The following is a 19,674-nucleotide window of genomic DNA, read 5'->3' as shown; positions in this document are numbered from 1 at the left end:
AGGGGCAGATCTTCGTGAAGGGCGAGATCATCAAGACGGTTCCCGAGTCGAAGATCGTCGAGACGCTCATCGAGGAAGCCCTGAAGATCGCCGAGCAGATGGAGAAGGACGGCATCGCTTCCGGCGAGCCCGAGGTCTCCATCAGCTGAGGCCGATCCTCACTCCATGACGGTGCCCCCGCCCGGCGAACGAACCGCCCGGCGGGGCAGCGTCGTGAGAGACCTCACGGTGGGCCGAAGATACCGGTGACAACCATGGGGCGGCGCCTCCCAGCCTCTTTGGGTACAGTGCGGAAATCAGCAGACCGCATGGTGAGGCCCCCTCGTGTTGACGCAGACCACCACCCGGGTCCTCGAACCCAGCGACCTCGGCGCAGCGCTCGCCATCCTGGAGAGCGAGCCCGTCGCCAACGCTTTTGTGACGTCCCGGGTTCAGATCGCAGGACTCGACCCATGGCGCCTCGGCGGCGAAATGTGGGGCTGGTACGCCGACGGCCGACTGCGGTCGCTCTGCTACTCCGGCGCCAATCTCGTCCCCATCTGCGCCACCCCTGAGGCCATCAGGGCCTTCGCCGACCGGGCCCGCCGGGCGGGCCGCCGCTGCTCCTCCATCGTCGGTCCCGCCGAAGCGGCCGCACAGCTGTGGCGGCTCCTCGAACCCGGCTGGGGCCCCGCCCGAGAGGTCAGGGCCAACCAGCCGCTCATGGTCACCGAGAGCCCCGCCGCCGATGTGACACCCGACCCTCTCGTACGTCGCATCCGCAAGGACGAGATAGAGGTCCTGATGCCGGCCTGTGTCGCGATGTTCACCGAGGAAGTGGGCATCTCCCCGCTGGCCGGTGACGGCGGACTCCTCTACCAGGCACGCGTCGCCGAGCTCATCGGCGCCGGCCGCTCCTTCGCCCGAATCGACGACGGCAAGGTCGTCTTCAAGGCCGAGATCGGCGCGGCCACCACGCAGGCCTGCCAGGTCCAGGGTGTCTGGGTCGCCCCCGAACACCGCGGCCGCGGCTTGTCCGAGACCGGTATGGCGGCGGTCCTGCGCTACGCACTCGCCGACGTCGCACCGGTCGTCAGCCTGTATGTGAACGACTACAACACCGCGGCCCGCAAGGCATACACCCGGGTCGGCTTCCGTGAGGTCGGCGCCTTCATGAGTGTGCTCTTCTGACCTCGCCGGAGGGAGCCGCTCCGGCCGGGCCCCCGCGCACCGTTCCGGCCCGTCCGAAGGTCCTCCGGCCGTCCCGGGCACGTATCCCGCAGCCCGGCGCGGACAGTAGGGTTCGGCGCATGGCAGCAGTTTCCGGGGGCGGTGCCCACACTCCGAGTGTCCTGGTCGGGCCGATCGATCTCGCCGCACGCGTGGACGAGGCGCTTGCCGTGCAGGCCGTCGCCTTCGGCCTCGGGCGGAACGAGGTCGACGTACGTCGGCACATCGTCCTCAGACACCTGGAGCACCCGTGTGCCCGCGCCCTCGGAGCCACCACCGCGAGCGGCCGGCTCATCGGGTTCGTGTACGGCATGCCGAACGAGCGCGGCCACTGGTGGTCCACCGTCGTCGAGCCCTATCTGCGCGCCACCGGCTCCGAGGACTGGCTCGACGACTCGTTCGTGATCACCGAACTGCATGTCCACCCGGAGTTCCAGAACCAGGGCATCGGCCGCTCGCTGATCACCACCATCACGGACGCCGTCGACCAGCCCCGTTCCATCCTCTCCGCCATCGACACGGAGAGCCCGGCGCGTGGTCTGTATCGCACGCTCGGCTACCGGGACCTGGCCCGACACGTGCTGTTTCCCAGTGCTCCCAAGCCGTACGCGGTGATGGGAGCGCCTCTTCCGCTGCGCCGCCGGGCCTAGGACGGGGCCAATCGATTTCCGCCCGCCCGTACGACCCGGCTAACCTCCTGCACATCACCCTTCCGAGCAGGAGTTCATCATGGCCCAGGTCCAGCGCATGTCCCGATTGATGATCAAGACACTGCGCGACGACCCGGCGGACGCCGAGACGCTCAACCACAAGCTGCTCGTCCGGGCCGGTTACGTACGCCGCACCGCCGCCGGAATCTGGACCTGGCTGCCCCTGGGCAAGAAGGTCCTGGAGAACATCACGCGCGTCGTGCGCGAGGAGATGGACGCCATCGGCGGCCAGGAGGTCCTGCTGCCGGCGCTGCTCCCCAAGGAGTCGTACGACGCGAGCGGCCGCTACGACGAGTACGGCGACCTGCTCTTCAGGCTCAAGGACCGCAAGGGCGCCGAGTACCTCCTCGGCCCCACCCACGAAGAGATCTTCACCCAGGTAGTCAAGGATCAGATCACGTCCTACAAGGACCTGCCCGTGATCCTGTACCAGATCCAGACCAAGTACCGAGACGAGGCCCGCCCCCGCGCCGGTGTGCTGCGCGGCCGCGAGTTCCAGATGAAGGACTCGTACTCCTTCGACACCACCGACGAGGGCCTCATCGAGGCCTACCAGCTGCACCGCGCCGCCTACATCCGCATCTTCGAGCGGCTCGGCCTCGACCACCGCATCGTCTCCGCGGTCTCCGGCGCCATGGGCGGCTCGGCGTCCGAGGAGTTCCTGGCGCCCGCCCCGGCCGGCGAGGACACCTTCGTCGACTGCCCCGCCTGCGACTACGCGGCCAACACGGAAGCTGTGACCTTCAAGGCCACCCCTGTGGACGGCTCGGCGCACGGCCCCGTCGAGGAGCTGGACACCCCGGACACCCCGACCATCGAGACGCTCGCCGCCCACCTCGGGATCCCGGCCTCCGCGACGCTGAAGAACCTTCTGGTCAAGGTCGACGGCGAGATCGTCGCCGTGGGCGTCCCCGGCGACCGCGAGGTCGACCTCGGCAAGCTCGGCGAGCACCTGGCCCCGGCCGTCGTCGAGCTGGTCACCGGTGAGGACTTCATGGGCCGTCCCGACCTGGTACGCGGCTACGTCGGCCCGCAGGGCCTGGAGAAGGTCCGCTACATCGCCGACCCGCGCATCGCCCCCGGCACCGCCTGGGTCACCGGCGCCAACAAGCCCGACACCCACGCCAAGAACGTCGTCTGCGGCCGCGACTTCGAGGTCGACGACTACCTCGACGTCGTTGTCGTCGAGGCGGGCGACCCGTGCCCCAAGTGCGGCGCCGGCCTCAAGCTGGACCGTGCCATCGAGATCGGCCACATCTTCCAGCTGGGCCGCAAGTTCGCGGACGCCTTCCAGCTCGATGTGCTCGGCCAGAACGGCAAGCCCGTCCGCGTCACCATGGGCTCGTACGGCATCGGCGTCTCCCGCGCCGTCGCCGCACTCGCCGAGCAGACCGCCGACGAGCAGGGCCTGTGCTGGCCGCGCGAGATCGCCCCGGCCGACGTCCACCTCGTCGCCGCGGGCAAGGCGCTCCAGACCGAGCTGGCCCTCGATGTCGCCGAGAAGCTCGGCGCCGCGGGCGTCCGGGTCCTGGTCGACGACCGCGCCGGTGTCTCGCCCGGTGTGAAGTTCACCGACGCCGAGCTGATCGGTGTGCCGAAGATCCTGGTCGCGGGCCGCCGTTCGGCCGAGGGCGTCCTCGAGCTCAAGGACCGCCGTACGGGCGAGCGCGAGGAGCTCACGGTCGACGAGGCGATCGCCCGTCTCGCCGTGCAGGGCTGACCCCCGCTCAGACCGACGAAGGCCCCCGCGCTGTCCGACAGCGCGGGGGCCCTCGCCCGTTCGTGACTGGTCGGCTTCGCCGTGACGGCTACAGCCAGCCCGCGAACTCCAGGGTCAGCTCGCCTTCCCGGCGACGGCCGACCGCCAGCGCGCGGGTGCCCGACTCCACCGCACGGAACAGCGTCCAGCCACGGAGCCTTTCCCGGTCCACATCCAGCGAATCCGCGAGCTTGTTGACCCGGCGACGGGCGGTCGCCGCGCCGCCGGGGGACGCGATCAGGTCCTCCACCCGGTCACGTACCAGTCGCGCCAGGTCGTAGGCGCGCTCGCCGACCAGCGGCTCCGGCCCGACCGTCAGCCAGGGCGCCCGTTCACCCGCCAGAACCTTGCTCTGGCGGAAGTTGCCGTGCAGCAGCAGGACTTCGGGGGAGTGGGCGACGAGCTCCTCGCGAGCCGCCAGGGCCGCGGAGACCAGCGGTTCCAGCATCGGGTCGGCCTTCGCGGCAGCCCGCATCGGTTCCGTCCGGCGGCCGGTCCGCTCCTCGACGGTCTCGAAGGAGTGTCCGGCGGGCGGCTCGACCCACAGCCGCCGCACTGTCCCCGCCGCCTCCAGCAGCGCCTTCGCCTCCGGCAGCGAACGCAGCGACACCTCGGGATGCAGCCGCTCCAGCAGCAGCGCGCCGCCATCGGAGCCGACGAGCTGCACCGCACCCCAGCCGTTCCAGTGGGCCAGTGCCGCCCTTTCCAGCTCGGGCGCGGCTCCGGACGGAGCGATCTTCAGCGCTGCCGGGGTGCCGTCGGAGCGCCGCACCAGCAGAACCAGGCTGCTGCGCCCACCGGGCGCGGCCACCCGCTCCACGGTCAGCTCCGGCCCGTTCGCGGACAGCGCCTCGGCGGTCAGTGCGGGAAGCCGCGCGAGCCAGTCGGCGGCGGCCGGTTCCCCGTACACCTCGCCGAGCGCTCGCACCAGACGCTGCGGCGGTTCGAAACCCATACGTGCTGTGTTCCCTTTCAGAGCCTTCTTCAGTGCGTCGGACCTGCCCCGGCCTTCGCAGCGGTCCCTGCCGTCGCATCGGTCCCGGTCGGCCGGTCCGTCCCGGTGGTTCCGTCGGCGGACCGCTCGGCAAGCCCGGGAAAGGCTACGCCGCTGCCCCGCCAGCGGACCGCACGCACCGCGGCCTCCCGCAGCGCATCCGCGGCCTCTCGCCTGAGCGGCCCTCCGGCAGCCCGTACGAGATCGGAGTAGACGTCCGCGATCCGGTCCTCCAGCAGTGCGGCGAGCTTCACCGCCGCCGCCGAGTCCGGCACCGCGAACGGCAGAGCGTACGCGGAATCCGCGGCGACCGGTTCACCGCCCAGGTCCTGCACGGTCCGCACCAGCGCGTCGCGCCGGGCCCGGTGCGCGTGGTAAGCCGCCGTGGCCTCCGCCCGGCGGCCGTCGGCGACCCGGCCGCCGACCACCCCGTACCCGTAGACCGCCGCATGTTCGGCGGCCAGCGATGCCTGCGCCGCCTGCAGCGTCTGCGCGCTCATGACGAGGTCTCCTTGGCCAGCTCGGTCAGCAGGTAGGCATGGGCGGCGCCCGCCGCGGCGATCGACGCCAGCAGCCGGGCCAGCTCGGGAGGGGCCTTCAGGAGCGTCGCCGTATGGGCGTCGGCGGTACGGCGCTCCGCCGCGGCCAGTTCTTTGACGGCGGCCTTGGCGTCGGCGGCGGGCGGGCGCGAGAGGGCGAGCGCACTGCCCTCGCCCTGCGACAGTGCCGTCGTGTGTGCCCGTACGGCGTCCCGCAGCGGCGTGAGTCCGGCCTCGGTCTTCGGGTGCGCCTTGACGACCTGGTCGTACTGGACGAGCAGGTTCCGGCTCGCGGTGGCGGCCGTCATCCGCAAGGTGTTCTCCACCCGGGCCGCAGCGGCCTGCGCGTCGGCAATCGTGGTGTCCTCCCTGCCGTCGCCGCCGTCCCCGCAGCCGGCCAGCGTCGCCCCCAGGGCGATCGCCCCCGTCGCGGTGAGCGCACCCCTGCGCGTCGTCCCCGTGCGCCGCACCTGTTCTCCTTCGGGTGTCGATCTGTCCTGACAGGATCTGTCCTGAAGTGATCACCGCAGGCGAGCGTACCCGCGGCTGAGCGGCCGGCGGACGGCAACACCCCTCGGGACCGGATACCCTTTGACCTGACACGCGACGAACCACACAACAGCACACGCGGCCGAGGAGTCACCCGGATGAGCACCACCCAGAGCGAGAGGCTGCGCGGGCTGCTCGAACCGCTCGTCAGCGCCAAGGAGCTGGATCTCGAGGAGATCGAGGTGTCCCGGGCCGGCCGCCGCCGTGTGCTGCGCATCATCGTGGATTCGGACGAGGGCGTGGAGCTCGACGCCTGCGCCGAGCTGAGCCGCGCGATCTCCGAGAAGCTCGACGAGACCGACGCGATGGGCGAGGGCGAATACGTCCTCGAAGTGAGCTCTCCCGGTGCCGACCGTCCGCTGACGGAGCACCGCCACTACGTACGCGCCACCGGCCGCCTGGTCAGGCTGCAGCTGACCACCGAGGGAGCCGCCGGCGAACTGGTGGCCCGCATCCTCGCGGTCGACGACGACGGGCTGGACCTCGAAGTGCCTGGCGTCAAGGGCCGCAGGCCCACGTCCCGCCGGGTCTCCTTCGACGAGATCGCCAAGGCGCGCGTGGAGATCGAATTCAACCGCAAGGACAAGAAGGAAGAGGAGGCGTAGCCGTGGACATCGATGTGAAGCTCTTGAGGGGCTTGGCACAGGACAAGGAGATCCCCTTCGACGTGCTCGTCGAGGCGATCGAGTCGGCCCTCCTCATCGCCTACCACCGCACCGACGGGAGCTACCGCCGCGCGCGTGTGGAGCTCAACGAGCGCGGCCATGTGACGGTGTGGGCGAAGGAGGACCCGGCCGACCTCGAAGAGGGCCAGGAGCCCAAGGAGTTCGACGACACCCCGTCCGGCTTCGGCCGGATCGCCGCGACGACCGCCAAGCAGGTCATCCTGCAGCGACTGCGTGACGCCGAGGACGACAGGACGTTCGGCGAGTACGCGGGCCACGAGGGCGATGTCGTCACCGGCGTCGTCCAGCAGGGCAAGGACCCGAAGAACGTCCTGGTCGACATCGGCAAGCTGGAAGCGATCCTGCCGGTGCAGGAGCAGGTGCCGGGCGAGGAGTACACGCACGGTCTGCGGCTTCGTTCGTATGTCGTACGGGTCGCCAAGGGTGTGCGCGGTCCGTCCGTGACCCTGTCCCGGACCCACCCCAGCCTGGTCAAGAAGCTCTTCGCGCTGGAGGTCCCGGAGATCGCCGACGGTTCCGTCGAGATCTGCGCGATCGCCCGCGAGGCAGGCCACCGCACCAAGATCGCGGTCCGCTCGACCCGCTCGGGCCTGAACGCCAAGGGCGCCTGCATCGGCCCGATGGGCGGCCGTGTCCGCAATGTCATGGCCGAACTGCACGGCGAGAAGATCGACATCGTGGACTGGTCGGACGACCCGGCCGAGATGGTCGCCAACGCGCTGTCGCCCGCCCGGGTGAGCAAGGTCGAGGTCGTGGACCTCGGGGCGCGGTCCGCCCGGGTCACCGTCCCCGACTACCAGTTGTCCCTGGCCATCGGCAAGGAGGGGCAGAACGCCCGCCTCGCCGCCCGCCTCACGGGCTGGCGCATCGACATCCGCCCGGACACCGAGACCGACGCCGAGCGGGACATCGCCGACCGGGAGCGGGCCGAGCGCGCCCGCGAGCGGTCCGACCGGCTCTGATCCGGTACGCAATCGGCCGACGCCGGTCCGAGGAGTGGACCGGCGCCCGTCCGGACGGTGGACCCGTCCGGTCCGGGAAATGGACCCGAAACGGTCAGGAGCACGGGGCCGACATGGGCCCCGGGGAATAGATCCACGCTCCATACCGCTGACAACACGACAACATCCGTTCGATTTTTGCCCCGAAGGGGTGAGGTCGGTGCGGGGAGGTAGACTTAACCGTGTCTGGCCGGACGCACGCCCGCGCTTGCCCTGAGCGAACCTGTGTGGGTTGCCGGGAGCGAGCGGCCAAGAGCGAGCTGCTGCGCATCGCGGTGGACGAGGATGCATGCGTCCCCGATCCTCGCGGTACGCTGCCCGGCCGGGGTGCATATGTGCACCCCGTCACTGTCTGTCTGGACCTGGCGGTTCGCCGCCGGGCATTCCCCCGGGCCTTCAAGGCCAAGGGGCCGCTCGATTCCGCGGAAGTGCAGCGGTACGTCGAGCGGGTGACACCGTAAGAAACGAGAACGGCACGGGACCCCGTGCGGTCAGGTACCTCGCGAGTTGGAAGTAGGTCGAGATTGCGATGAGCACTCGATGAGTACGCGATGAGTACGCCCATGAAGTAGCGACGGTCCGGCGGTAACCCGGACCTAAAAGGAGCGAAGTGGCTAAGGTCCGGGTATACGAACTCGCCAAGGAGTTCGGCGTCGAGAGCAAGGTCGTCATGGCCAAGCTCCAAGAACTCGGTGAATTCGTCCGTTCGGCGTCCTCGACGATCGAGGCGCCGGTTGTACGCAAGTTGACTGACGCACTGCAGGGGCCCGGCGGCAACGCCGGCAAGTCCGCTGCGAAGCCCGGCGCGCCCCGCAAGGCCGCGCCCGTAAAGCCCGCAGCGCCTTCCCCGGCTGCTGCGGCACGTCCCGCTGCCCCGAAGCCCGGCGCCCCGGCCCCCAAGCCGGCCGCAGCCGAGGCCCCCAGCAGCACCCCTACCGCTGCCGCGCCTTCCGCGCCGTCGGCGGGCCCGCGTCCGGGTCCCAAGCCCGCGCCGAAGCCCGCTCCGGTCACCCCGGTGCCCGCAGCAGAGTTCTCCGCTCCGGCCCCGGCCCAGCCGGCCGCGCCGCAGCAGGCCCCGCGTCCCGCGGGTGCCACCCCCGGTCCTCGCCCCGCCCGTCCGGCTCCGGCCGGCGGTCAGCGTGACGGTGGCCGTGGCGGCGAGCGTGACGGTGGCCGTGGCGGCGACCGTCCGGCCCGTCCCGCTGGCCAGGGCGCCCCGCGCCCCGGCGGCTCCCGTCCGGCGGGTCCCCGTCCGGGCAACAACCCCTTCACCTCCGGTGGCTCGACGGGCATGGCCCGTCCGCAGGCACCCCGTCCCGGTGGCGCCCCGCGTCCCGGTGGCGGCCAGGAGCGTCCGGGCGCCTCGCGTCCGCAGGGCGGCCCCGGTGGCGCCCCGCGTCCGCAGGGTCAGGGCGGTGCCCGTCCGACTCCGGGCGGCATGCCCCGTCCGCAGGCTCCGCGTCCGGGCGGTGCGCCCGGTGGTAACCGTCCGAACCCCGGCATGATGCCGCAGCGTCCCGCTGCGAGCCCGCGTCCCGGTGGTGGCCCCGGCGGTGGCCGTGGTCCCGGTGGCGGCGCAGGCCGTCCCGGTGGCGGTGGCGGTGGCGGTGCAGGTCGTCCCGGTGGCGGCGGCTTCGCCGGCCGTCCGGCCGGTCCCGGTGGCGGTGGCGGCGGTTTCGCCGGTCGTCCCGGTGGCGGCGGTGGCGGTGGCGGCGCAGGCCGTCCCGGTGGTGGCGGCGGCTTCGGCGGTCGTCCCGGCTTCGGTGGACGCCCCGGCGGCCCCGGTGGCCGTGGTGGCACACAGGGTGCGTTCGGCCGTCCCGGCGGTCCCGCGCGTCGTGGTCGCAAGTCGAAGCGGCAGAGGCGCCAGGAGTACGAGGCCATGCAGGCCCCGTCGGTGGGCGGCGTCATGCTGCCTCGCGGCAACGGACAGGCTGTCCGGCTGTCGCGCGGTGCCTCCCTCACCGACTTCGCGGAGAAGATCAACGCCAACCCGGCGTCGCTCGTCGCCGTGATGATGAACCTCGGCGAGATGGTCACTGCCACGCAGTCCGTCTCCGACGAGACTCTGAAGCTGCTGGCCGACGAGATGAACTACATCCTCGAGATCGTCAGCCCGGAGGAGGAGGACCGCGAGCTGCTCGAGTCCTTCGACATCGAGTTCGGCGAGGACGAGGGCGGCGAAGAGGCTCTGGTCTCGCGTCCGCCGGTCGTGACCGTCATGGGTCACGTCGACCACGGTAAGACCCGACTGCTGGACGCGATCCGCAAGACGAACGTCGTTGCGGGCGAGGCCGGCGGCATCACGCAGCACATCGGTGCGTACCAGGTCTCCTCCGAGGTCAACGGTGAGGACCGCAGGATCACCTTCATCGACACCCCGGGTCACGAGGCGTTCACCGCCATGCGTGCCCGTGGTGCGAAGTCCACCGACATCGCGATCCTCGTGGTTGCGGCGAACGACGGTGTGATGCCTCAGACGATCGAGGCGCTGAACCACGCCAAGGCGGCCGACGTGCCGATCGTGGTCGCGGTCAACAAGATCGACGTCGAGGGTGCCGACCCGACCAAGGTGCGCGGTCAGCTCACCGAGTTCGGTCTGGTGGCCGAGGAGTACGGCGGCGACACGATGTTCGTCGACATCTCCGCCAAGCAGGGCCTCAACATCGAGGCTCTTCTGGAGGCCGTCGTCCTCACCGCCGACGCCTCGCTCGACCTGCGGGCCAACCCGGAGCAGGACGCGCAGGGTATTGCGATCGAGTCCCACCTCGACCGCGGCCGCGGTGCCGTTGCGACCGTCCTGGTCCAGCGAGGCACCCTGCGGGTCGGCGACACGATGGTGGTCGGCGACGCGTACGGCCGAGTCCGCGCGATGCTCGACGACAAGGGTGAGAACGTCGAGGTAGCGGGTCCGTCGACCCCCGTCCTCGTCCTCGGTCTCACCAACGTCCCGGGCGCCGGCGACAACTTCCTGGTGGTCGACGAGGACCGTACGGCCCGTCAGATCGCCGAGAAGCGTGCCGCCCGTGAGCGCAACGCCAACTTCGCCCGCAAGGGTGTCCGGTTCTCCCTGGAGAACCTGGACGAGGCGCTCAAGGCCGGTCTGGTCCAGGAACTCAACCTCATCATCAAGGGCGACGCGTCCGGTTCGGTGGAGGCTCTCGAGTCCTCGCTGCTCCAGCTCGACGTCGGTGAAGAGGTCGACATCCGGGTCCTGCACCGCGGTGTGGGTGCGGTCACCGAGTCGGACATCGACCTGGCGACCGGCTCCGACGCCATCGTGATCGGCTTCAACGTGCGCGCCGCAGGGCGTGCGCAGCAGATGGCCGAGCGCGAAGGCGTGGACGTCCGGTACTACTCGGTCATCTACCAGGCGATCGAAGAGATCGAAGCGGCCCTCAAGGGCATGCTCAAGCCGGAGTACGAAGAGGTCGAGCTCGGTACGGCGGAGATCCGCGAGATCTTCCGCTCGTCCAAGCTGGGCAACATCGCCGGTGTGCTGGTCCGGTCCGGCGAGGTCAAGCGCAACACCAAGGCGCGCCTGCTGCGCGATGGCAAGGTCATCGCGGAGAACCTCAACATCTCCGGTCTGCGCCGCTTCAAGGACGACGTCACCGAGATCCGCGAAGGCTTCGAGGGCGGTATCAACCTCGGAAACTTCAACGACATCAAGATCGACGACGTCATCGCGACGTACGAGATGCGCGAGAAGCCGCGAGGCTGACCCGTACCTCAACAGTCGGGGCCGGTCGACGGGTCGTATTCCCGTCGATCGGCCCCGGCCGTTCCGTGTACGGTTCTTGTGTCCCTGCCAAGCACTGGCAGGGCGCGAACCCGAACCGGCGGGACATCCGGACATACATGTATGTGGGGACACTGTCCTTCGATCTGCTCCTCGGCGACGTACGGTCGTTGAAGGAGAAACGCTCCATCGTCCGGCCGATCGTCGCCGAGCTGCAGCGCAAGTACGCGGTGAGTGCGGCGGAGACGGGCGGACAGGATCTCCATCGCAGGGCAGAGATCGGCCTTGCCGTGGTCTCCGGGGACACCGGACACCTCGCAGACGTACTGGACCGGTGCGAGCGGCTGGTCGCCGCCCGGCCCGAGGTGGAGCTGCTGTCGGTTCGACGGCGGCTGCACAGCGACGAAGACTGAACAACGTCAGAACTGTTCGACGCGGCACCGTCCGACGCGCAAGCGTCGGACCCCGGAAGCGTCGGACCGTAAGCAACCCAGAAGGAAGAGTGACGGACCGGTGACCGACAACGCGCGGGCCCGCAAGCTGGCCGATCGCATCCAGGTCGTGGTCGCGGAGACCCTGGACCGGCGTATCAAGGATCCGCGGCTCGGATTCGTGACCATCACGGACGCCCGGGTCACCGGCGACCTGCGGGAGGCCACGGTCTTCTACACGGTCTACGGCGACGACGAGGAGCGGGCGGCCTCCGCCGCCGCGCTGGAGAGCGCCAAGGGCGTGCTCCGCTCCGAGGTCGGCCGGCAGACCGGGGTCCGGTTCACTCCGACCCTGGCCTTCGTCCCGGACGCCCTGCCGGACAACGCCCGCACCATCGAGGACCTCCTCGACAAGGCGCGGGCCAAGGACGCGGAGGTCCGCGAGGTGTCCACCGGTGCGAAGTACGCGGGCGACGCCGACCCGTACCGCAAGCCGGAGGACGAAACGGACGAGTCCGACGAGAACGAGGGCTCAGCCTCCGAATGACACAGCAGAACAGGACGCCGGACGGCCTTGTCATTGTCGACAAGCCGTCCGGCTTCACTTCGCACGACGTCGTCGCCAAGATGCGCGGCATCGCCCGCACCCGCCGCGTCGGGCACGCCGGCACGTTGGACCCGATGGCGACCGGCGTTCTCGTGCTCGGTGTCGAGAAGGCCACCAAGCTTCTCGGCCATCTCGCACTGACCGAGAAGGAATACCTCGGCACGATCCGGCTCGGCCAGGACACGGTCACGGACGACGCCGAGGGCGAGATCACCTCGTCCACCGATGCGTCGGGTGTCACGCGTGAGGGCATCGACGCCGGTGTCGCGGCGCTGACCGGGGTCATCATGCAGGTGCCGTCCAAGGTCAGCGCCATCAAGATCGACGGCAAGCGGTCGTACGCGCGGGTGCGCGGCGGCGAGGAGTTCGAGATCCCGGCCCGGCCGGTGACGATCTCGTCCTTCAACGTCTACGACGTCCGGGAGGCGGTCGCGGAGGACGGGACCCCGGTCGTCGACCTGGTCGTCTCCGTCGTCTGCTCCTCCGGTACATACATCCGTGCCCTGGCCCGTGACCTCGGCGCCGGACTGGGTGTCGGCGGGCATCTGACCGCACTGCGGCGCACTCGCGTCGGTCCGTACGGTATCGATGCGGCGCGGACGCTGGATCAGCACCAGGAGGAGCTGATCGTGATGCCGGTCGCGGAGGCCGCCGCCGCCGCGTTCCCGCGCTGGGACGTGGACGAGAAGCGGGCCAAGCTGCTGCTGAACGGGGTGCGGCTGGACATGCCCTCGTACCCGCCGGGACCGGTCGCGGTCTTCGGTCCCGACGGAACCTTCCTGGTGCTGGTCGAGGAGCAGAAGGGCAAGGCCAAGAGCCTCGCCGTCTTCGGCTGACGGCCGGCCGTCGGCGCCGGGACCGCCACCGGACGCCGGATCCCCATCGTGGAGCGGGCAGCCCCCCGTACCCGCTCCACGATCCCCCTCGGGTGTCTGTCCACCGGAACCCGCGAATTCACCCCCACGAGCAGGCGCTCGGAGTGATTCAGGGGTGCACTTGGGGGCGCGTTTGCTCCGAGTGGTTCTCGCGCTGATCACTGCCGACCTAACGTCGGACCATGGGAAGCGGGGACCGGTCGATGCTGGTACGTATCTGCGATCCGGTCGGCCGGCCGCGAGGGACGGGGTTCGTCGCGGATGACCGCGGCACGGTCGTCACCAGTCACGAAGCCGTCGACGGCCTGCTGCGACTCGTCCTGCACGGGACAGGTGATCGCAGTTGCCGCATCGAGGCCGATGCGATCACCGCGCTCCCGGAGCTGGACCTCGCGCTGGTGCGTACCGGGGGACTCGATGTGCTCGGCGTGGATCCGCTGCCGATCGTGCTGCGGGACCGGATCGAGGCCGGTACGTACGTACGCATCGCCGCCCACGGCTGGCGTGAGGCGCGCGTGCTGGGCGTGGCCCCGGTGACGTACACCGCGACCGACCGCTCCTACCGGGTCGGCGCCGCGATGGAGCTGGCGCTCGGCACGGACGGCAGAGACGCACTGCGGCTGCGCGGGGCGGCGGTCGGCGGGCCGGTGCTCGATCCGGACAGCGGTGCGGTCATCGCCGTGGTCGGCACCGCCCTGCGCTGCGAACACAACGCCGCCGGGTTCGCAGTGCCGCTGGTGGGCGCGGGCACCGATGCGCCGCTGGACGCGCTGCTGCGGCGCAATGCGACGACCGTCCCCGGATACGGACGCGACCTCAACCTTGCCGGTGCCCTGCAGCTCGCCGCGATGTCCATCGGGGCCGCGGGCGGTCCGGGGGCCCGGCCCGACCCGGTCGAACGCCCGGACATCACTGCGGAGTTCACGGCGTTCACGGCCGCCGGGGAACGCCCCGAGGTCGTGCTCGGCCTCGTCGCCGAGCCCGGCACCGGCCGCACCACCGAACTCGCCGCGCTCGCCGCCCGCCGGGCCCGCGGCTGCGACCCCGCCCTCACCCTCTGGCTGCGCGGCGCCGATCTGCTGGCCGACGATGCCTCGGTCGCCGACGCGATCGCCCGCACGCTCGGGCAGGCCGGGCGGATCGTCACGGCGGCCGGGGCCGGCGGCGACATGGCGACGGCCACCCCCGAGCGGGTGGCCAGGCTCGCTGCCGATTCCGGGCGCCCGCTGCTGGTTCTGCTGGACGGCCCCGAGGAGATGCCGCCCGTACTCGCTCACCGGCTGGACCGGTGGACGGCGGGAACGGTCGACTGGCTGCGGAGCAACGGGGCACGGCTGGTGATCGCCTGTAGGTCCGAACACTGGGAGACGGCCGGTGCGCTCTGCCCGCCCGGAGCGCTGCACCGCCCCGCCAGGCCGGCCCGCCGGCTGCCGGCCGCCGTCCGGCTCGGCGAGCTCACCGCGAGCCAGGCCCAGCGTGCCCGGGAGCGGTACGCCATCCCGGCCGACGCCCTGGCCCCCGGCCACGACCGGCATCCGCTCACCCTGCGCCTGCTCGCCGAGGTGCGCGCGGCGCTCCCCGGAGACATGGCCGGACGGCCGGACACGGACGACGTCTTCGGCGCCCACCTGGACCTGATGTGCCTGCGCATTGCGGTCCGGATCGCCGCGGCGTCGCGTCCGGCGCTCAGGGGCACGGCGGTGCGGCGGCTGGCCGCGCGGGTGACGGGGCAGGTCCACGAGGCTGCGCGGCGCTGTCTCGGGCCGGGGCAGGGGGAGCTGGACCGCGCGGCCTTCGAGGAAATCTTCCCCTGGCGCACGGGATGGGCGTCGGCGGTCCTCACCGAGGGCCTGCTGGTCCCGGCGGGCGCGGGCTACCGCTTCGCGCACGAGGAGCTGGGGGACTGGGTGCAGGGCGCCCACCTGGACCTGGACAGGGCGCTGCGGTCGTTGGTGCACCGATGGCACGAGGAGGATCCGGGCGGTGGGGCCAGGGCGGCGGAGGAACGCGTTCCGGCCCAGCGGAGCCCGCGGACGAGCCGCCGGGCGTCGGCTGACTCCGAGCGGGGGCAGGTGCAGGGGGCCGACGCGGCTTCGGGAGCGATGCCCTCGCGCGAGCCCCACACGCTCCCCGTACCGCGCCATCGGATCGGTCCGGTGATCCAGGCCCTCCTGCTCCTGGGCCGCAGACAAGGCGCTGCCGCCCTGTCCCACCGTCTGGCCGATCTGATCGAGGCCATGGACCGGCTGTCCACGAGGACGGACGACCCGGCCGCGGCCGCCCGGCGGCAGAGCACCGGGATCCCGACGGCTGCCGCCGGTCCGCACGGCGGCGCTGCTCGGCCCGGCGGGGCCGGGGACGCCGGCCCGCTGCTCGACGCCTCCTGGTGGGCCGCTCACCTCCTGTCGCAGACACTGCTCCGGGTGCCCGATGCCGGGCCGCACGTGGAAGTGCTGCGGCTGCTCGCCGGTCGCATCGTCCGGCGGTCCGGCGCCGAGGGAGGGGCAGGGGGGCCGGAGGGCGCCCGTGATGTCCCGCCCGGCCCGGGGCATCGCCGACACCCGCTGGGGGCGTACGCCGAGTTCGAACCGTGGTTCTGGCTGCGGCTGCGGCTGCCCGAGGCGGACCGGATCGACCTGCTGCGGCGGCTGGTACCTGCGGACGGCCCGCCACGGGGAGACGGGTGGGACGGCGACCGCGACGGCCGACAGGGCCGGGCCGTCGCATGTCTTGACGAGGGTGGGGACAGCGGCGAGGAGCGGTTCCTGGATGTGGTGGCCAGGGGGCTCGTCGCCCGGCCCCGGACCGTGCAGCCCCTGCTCTGCCGCTGGTTCACCGATGAGCGCCCGCTGCCCGCCGAGGACGGTGTGGCGATGCGGCCGACCGTCGCCGCCGCCGCGCAGGCGCTCCTCTACGCCCGTCGTGACCTCGCCGTCGACGATCTGACCGACGCCCTCGTCGCGACCGTCCACCCGCGCGCCGACGAGCTGCTCGTCGCGCTGGCCGAGGACGAGCCGGCCGCCCTGTGCCGGGCTGTCGAGCGCCGGCCCAGCGATGGCGACCGGCGGGCCCGACGGGGCGCAGCCGCTTCGTACGGGCTCGTCACCGCACCGCACGCCACCGCCGAAGCCGACCGTGCACTGCTGCGCCGCTCCGCGCTCGCCCTGCTGGCCCACCCCGCCGACGTCGACCTGCACGGAGCCGCGCTGACCCTCCTCGTACGCGATCCGCAGACCCGGGACCGCTATCTGCCGCAGGCCCTGCGGGTCTTCGTGCAGGGCGATCCGCATCTGTCCGCGGCCGAGCTCGTCGCCGCCCTGCCGACCCATCGCGAGCCGGTGATCGCCGCGCTCCGGGAGGCGCTCACCCGGCCCGGGGACGGTGCGGGCGAGGTACTGCGCTCGCTCGCCGGGATCGACGCCCCGGCGCTGGCCCTGCACGCGGCCGGTCTGGTGCGGGCGTACGTCGACAGCCATCCGGAGGGCGGCGCACATGCTGCCGCGTACATCGACCGCAGGCTGGAGCACGGGCCCGCCGCCCGTGCCCTGCTGCTGCCCCTGATGAGCGGCCTGCTGCGGGACCGTCCGGCCCCCGCACCCGTACGTGGCGCGCTCGCCCGGGTGCTGGCCGCGCCCGGCACCCCGGCTTCCGGGGCGCTGCGCGCCGAGCTGCTGGAGGTCCTGCTGGAGTTCGAGCAGGGCGCCCACCGTGACCCGGTCGTGCTCGACGCACTGCTCTGTGCAGCAGCGACCGGATCCGCCCGGCGTGCGCCGGTCCGTACCCGAGCTCTGGTCCACCGCACCGGGATGCTGCTCGTCCGCACCCCCGAAGGAGCGGCCCGCTTCGACCGCAGGCTGGTCGAACTGGCCCGTGACGTGCCCGGATTCGCCCGGCTGGTCACCGGATGGCTGGCCGATGCGCCGCAGGAGTGGGCGGCCGTCGTCGGCCCCGGTGCGCGGCGGACCGTGGAGACCCTGTCCACCGCGATGACGATGCCGATGCAGGCCCCGGGCCGGGGGCATGGCAGTCTTAGACCTGCATAAGAGGTAAACCCACGTACACAGGTTCGGGCGAGGAGCGGTCACAGTGCAGCGCTGGCGTGGCTTGGAGGACATCCCCCAGGACTGGGGACGCAGCGTCGTCACCATCGGCTCCTACGACGGGGTGCACCGCGGGCACCAGCTGATCATCGGCAGGGCCGTGGACCGCGCGCGCGAGCTGGGCGTGCCCTCGGTCGTCGTGACCTTCGACCCGCACCCCAGCGAGGTCGTACGGCCCGGCAGCCATCCGCCGCTGCTGGCCCCGCACCACCGGCGCGCCGAGCTGATGGCCGAGCTGGGAGTGGACGCGCTGCTGATCCTGCCGTTCACGACCGAGTTCTCGAAGCTGGCGCCGGCCGACTTCATCGTGAAGGTGCTGGTCGACAAGTTGGACGCGCAGCTCGTCATCGAGGGCCCCAACTTCCGTTTCGGCCACAAGGCCGCGGGGAACGTGCAGCTTCTCACCGAGTTCGGTGCGACCTACGACTACAGCGTCGAGGTCATCGATCTGTATGTGAGCGGCGAGGCGGGCGGCGGCGAGCCGTTCTCGTCCACCCTCACCCGCCGGCTCGTCGCCGAGGGCGATGTGGCGGGCGCCGCCGAGATCCTGGGCCGTCCGCACCGTGTCGAGGGCATCGTGGTGCGCGGCGCACAGCGCGGCCGCGAGATGGGCTTCCCGACGGCGAACGTGGAGACCCTGCCGCATACCGCGATCCCCGCCGACGGCGTGTACGCGGGCTGGCTGAACGCGAACGGTGAGATGATGCCCGCCGCGATCTCGGTCGGCACGAACCCGCAGTTCGACGGCACGGAGCGGACGGTGGAGGCGTACGCGATCGACCGTGTGGGTCTTGATCTGTACGGACTCCATGTCTCCGTCGACTTCCTCGCGTACGTCCGCGGGATGGCGAAGTTCGACTCGCTCGACGACCTGCTGGTGGCGATCGCCGCCGACGTGAAGCGGGCCGGCGAGCTGGTCGCGGCGTACGACCGCGGCTGATCCTTCTCTCACCTACGGCTCCGGCCGGGACCGCGCAGAGCGGTCCCGGCCGGAGCCGTAGGTGCATCGGGAGGCGGCTCAGGAGTTGAGCTCCTCCAGCGTCTTCCCCTTGGTCTCCACCGCGAACAGTGCGATCACCGCACCCACCACGGCCATGCAGCCCAGCTGGGCGAAGACCATCGTCAGGCTGCCCCCCGAGCCGATGATGGCGCCGACCACGATGGGTCCGAGGATGACACCGAGCCTGTTCCACACCCCGCCGAACGACGCCCCGCGCGCACGGCTGCGGGTCGGGTACAGCTCCGGTGTGTAGAGGTACAGGCTGACATTGGTCGCGAAGACGAAGAGCGTCGCGACCGACGCCCAGACCGCGACCTGTCCGCCCGAGGTGGCACCGGAGACGGCCAGCGAGAGCAGGGCGACCGCCGCGCCGCCGAGCCCGATGGTGAGCGAGATCCGGCGGCCCACCCGGTCGATGATCAGAGCCACGAGGAGACAGCCGATCAGCCCGGTCACATTGCTCAGCAGCGCGTAGTTCAGCGCGGTGCGCAGATCGAGACCGAACGTCTTGGTGTAGAGCGAGGGCAGCCATGTCGCGATGCCGTGGTTGACGTAGTACGCGACGAACCACAGACCCGAGACGACCACCGTGCGCCGCAGATAGCGGCCGGTGAACAGGTCGCGCAGGCCGCCGCGGGCCGTCTCGACGGCTGTCGCCGGGCCGGGCTCCGGCAGCTGCGCGCCGATGGACTTCTCGACGTCCTGCTCGATCCGGGCGATGACCTGCTCGGCCTCCTCGACCCGGCCGCGGGAGAGCAGCCAGCGTGGCGATTCGGGGACCTGGCGGCGCAGGACGACCACCAGCAGCACGGGCAGGGCGCCGATCAGGAACATCACACGCCAGCCGAAGCTGGGCACCACCCAGCTGGCGACCAGCGTCGCCGAGGCCAGGCCGGCCGGGAAGATGAGCTCGTACAGCAGCACGAACCGGCCGCGGTGGTCGGCGCGCGCTATCTCGTTGATGTATGTGGCGGCGACGGGCACGACGCCGCCGATGCCGAGCCCCTGGACGAACCGGAAGGCGGTGAACAGGGCGAAGCCGGGCGAGACGGCGACGGCGAGGCTGGCCAGCGCGGTCACGGCCACGCCGAGCGCGACGGTACGGACCCGGCCGATGCGGTCGCCGAGCCAGCCGGCGACGAGTGCGCCGAGCAGCATGCCGACCGAACCGCTGGTGACGATCAGCGTGCCCTGGCCGGTGCTCAGTTTCCACTGTTCGGTCAGGACGGGCAGTGCGGAGGCGGTCAGCAGCTGGTCGAACGCCTCGAAGAAGGTGACGGCGCCGATGAGCGTACGGACCTTGATGTGCCAGCGAGAGCTCGGCAGGCGTTCGAGCCTGGCCGAGATGGAGCTCACGGTGGGGCCGGTGGCCACGATTGACATGGGGATCCTTCCGCGAACAGAGGAGTTGCGGCGACCCTAGAAAGAAGTGTCTTAGGGGTCAACAACTAAGCGCTTAAATTTCATAACGA

The 19,674-nt window shown here is 71.4% G+C and carries 16 protein-coding genes and 1 pseudogene; 13 read left to right on the top strand and 4 right to left on the bottom strand.

The window, feature by feature from the left end:
* The 4 genes and pseudogenes from ACWCP8_RS36460 to ACWCP8_RS36445 all read left to right on the top strand — a co-directional run.
* Positions 1-149, top strand: a pseudogene (locus ACWCP8_RS36460) (flavodoxin-dependent (E)-4-hydroxy-3-methylbut-2-enyl-diphosphate synthase); the annotation flags it as partial.
* A gap of 175 nt (positions 150-324) precedes the next feature.
* Entirely contained in the window at positions 325-1,170 is an 846-nt protein-coding gene (locus ACWCP8_RS36455) for a GNAT family N-acetyltransferase (RefSeq protein WP_352270552.1), read from the top strand.
* Positions 1,171-1,289: 119 nt separating this feature from the next.
* Positions 1,290-1,859 carry a GNAT family N-acetyltransferase gene (locus ACWCP8_RS36450; protein ID WP_352270554.1) on the top strand — a complete coding sequence of 190 codons (570 nt, stop codon included), beginning with the start codon at positions 1,290-1,292 and terminating at the stop codon, positions 1,857-1,859.
* 79 nt (positions 1,860-1,938) lie between these two features.
* Positions 1,939-3,639, top strand: coding sequence for a proline--tRNA ligase (locus tag ACWCP8_RS36445; protein WP_451120598.1), 1,701 nt, complete (start codon positions 1,939-1,941; stop codon positions 3,637-3,639).
* Positions 3,640-3,727: 88 nt separating this feature from the next.
* On the opposite strand, the gene ACWCP8_RS36440 is transcribed toward ACWCP8_RS36445, so the two are convergent.
* Genes ACWCP8_RS36440 through ACWCP8_RS36430 form a run of 3 tightly spaced genes read right to left on the bottom strand, consistent with a single transcriptional unit; the run spans position 3,728 to position 5,681 of the window.
* Positions 3,728-4,633 carry an aminoglycoside phosphotransferase family protein gene (locus ACWCP8_RS36440; RefSeq protein ID WP_352270555.1) on the bottom strand — a complete coding sequence of 302 codons (906 nt, stop codon included), beginning with the start codon at positions 4,631-4,633 and terminating at the stop codon, positions 3,728-3,730.
* 29 nt (positions 4,634-4,662) lie between these two features.
* Entirely contained in the window at positions 4,663-5,172 is a 510-nt protein-coding gene (locus ACWCP8_RS36435; protein WP_382844434.1) for a ferritin-like domain-containing protein, read from the bottom strand.
* Positions 5,169-5,681 (bottom strand): hypothetical protein, encoded by a 513-nt coding sequence (locus tag ACWCP8_RS36430; protein ID WP_451120596.1) that lies wholly within the window; start codon positions 5,679-5,681, stop codon positions 5,169-5,171. The genes ACWCP8_RS36435 and ACWCP8_RS36430 overlap by 4 nt, the downstream gene beginning before the upstream one ends.
* Before the next feature lie 177 nt (positions 5,682-5,858).
* On the opposite strand from ACWCP8_RS36430, the gene rimP reads away from it, so the two are divergent.
* The 9 genes from rimP (at position 5,859) to ACWCP8_RS36385 (ending at position 18,142) form a co-directional block, all read left to right on the top strand.
* Positions 5,859-6,365, top strand: coding sequence for a ribosome maturation factor RimP (gene rimP, locus ACWCP8_RS36425; RefSeq protein ID WP_352270560.1), 507 nt, complete (start codon positions 5,859-5,861; stop codon positions 6,363-6,365).
* Between the two features lie 2 nt (positions 6,366-6,367).
* Entirely contained in the window at positions 6,368-7,408 is a 1,041-nt protein-coding gene (gene nusA, locus ACWCP8_RS36420) for a transcription termination factor NusA (RefSeq protein WP_352270561.1), read from the top strand.
* A gap of 221 nt (positions 7,409-7,629) precedes the next feature.
* Entirely contained in the window at positions 7,630-7,908 is a 279-nt protein-coding gene (locus tag ACWCP8_RS36415) for a YlxR family protein (RefSeq protein WP_078879240.1), read from the top strand.
* A gap of 149 nt (positions 7,909-8,057) precedes the next feature.
* Positions 8,058-11,171, top strand: a complete 3,114-nt coding sequence (gene infB / locus ACWCP8_RS36410; RefSeq protein WP_352270563.1) for a translation initiation factor IF-2 — start codon at positions 8,058-8,060, stop codon at positions 11,169-11,171.
* A 137-nt stretch (positions 11,172-11,308) separates the two neighbouring features.
* A complete protein-coding gene (locus ACWCP8_RS36405) occupies positions 11,309-11,602 on the top strand; it encodes a DUF503 domain-containing protein (protein ID WP_326606046.1) in 294 nt (97 codons plus the stop codon).
* Between the two features lie 100 nt (positions 11,603-11,702).
* Positions 11,703-12,167 carry a 30S ribosome-binding factor RbfA gene (rbfA, locus tag ACWCP8_RS36400; RefSeq protein ID WP_267001150.1) on the top strand — a complete coding sequence of 155 codons (465 nt, stop codon included), beginning with the start codon at positions 11,703-11,705 and terminating at the stop codon, positions 12,165-12,167.
* Positions 12,164-13,063 (top strand): tRNA pseudouridine(55) synthase TruB, encoded by a 900-nt coding sequence (gene truB / locus ACWCP8_RS36395; RefSeq protein ID WP_352270564.1) that lies wholly within the window; start codon positions 12,164-12,166, stop codon positions 13,061-13,063. The genes rbfA and truB overlap by 4 nt, the downstream gene beginning before the upstream one ends.
* 221 nt (positions 13,064-13,284) lie before the next feature.
* Positions 13,285-17,145: a trypsin-like peptidase domain-containing protein gene (locus ACWCP8_RS36390; RefSeq protein ID WP_451120592.1), complete on the top strand. Its 3,861-nt coding sequence runs from the start codon at positions 13,285-13,287 to the stop codon at positions 17,143-17,145.
* A gap of 43 nt (positions 17,146-17,188) precedes the next feature.
* On the top strand, positions 17,189-18,142 hold the full coding sequence (locus ACWCP8_RS36385) for a bifunctional riboflavin kinase/FAD synthetase (RefSeq protein ID WP_451120590.1): 954 nt from the start codon (positions 17,189-17,191) through the stop codon (positions 18,140-18,142).
* Positions 18,143-18,220: 78 nt separating this feature from the next.
* On the opposite strand, the gene ACWCP8_RS36380 is transcribed toward ACWCP8_RS36385, so the two are convergent.
* Positions 18,221-19,585 (bottom strand): MFS transporter, encoded by a 1,365-nt coding sequence (locus tag ACWCP8_RS36380; protein ID WP_356002497.1) that lies wholly within the window; start codon positions 19,583-19,585, stop codon positions 18,221-18,223.
* Positions 19,586-19,674: the final 89 nt, after the last annotated feature.

This window comes from Streptomyces sp. NPDC002206 (genome assembly GCF_053593595.1).
This window is presented reverse-complemented; position numbering and strand designations above follow the sequence as displayed.